This window comes from Helicobacter sp. MIT 03-1614 (genome assembly GCF_000762925.2).
GTDB classification, from domain to species: Bacteria; Campylobacterota; Campylobacteria; order Campylobacterales; family Helicobacteraceae; genus Helicobacter_C; species Helicobacter_C hepaticus.
The window spans coordinates 1-436 of the sequence record NZ_JRMS02000041.1; the positions used below are offsets into that span (position 1 = coordinate 1).

1 pseudogene is annotated in these 436 nt (G+C 31.4%); it reads right to left on the reverse strand.

Annotation, left to right across the window (positions count from 1 at the left end):
* Positions 1-312, reverse strand: a pseudogene (locus LS66_RS10020) (hypothetical protein); the annotation flags it as partial.
* Between the last annotated feature and the right edge of the window lie 124 nt (positions 313-436).

Here is a 436-nt window from a genome sequence, read left to right on the forward strand (position 1 = left end):
TTGTGGCACATTAAAGTATTTGAGAGGGAGTGAGAGGATTTCACTAGAGATATTAGAATGAGAGAGAGAATGCAAAGAATCTAGGGCATTAGATTCTAAGAGAGAAGTAGAATCTAATGTATTTGTGTAAGAATCTAAGAAATGAGATTCTATGCTATGGCTTTTAAAATCTTTATATATTTGCAATCCTAGTATGCTACCTGCACCAAGTAAGCCTAAGTCTCTTAAATCTTTAATAGCTTTGCGTCTTTTAGAATCTATGTGAGCATTTTTTGACAATATGTTTGTGTTTTTAGAGTTATTTTTTTGCATAAGTATCCTTTTATGAGTTGATTTCTTTATTTAATATGATGCTTTTTAGCATACCATTCTATTTTATCACGTAATTCTTGTGGGAAAGATTCTCTATATATAGCTGGGATAGTGGGATTGAGCA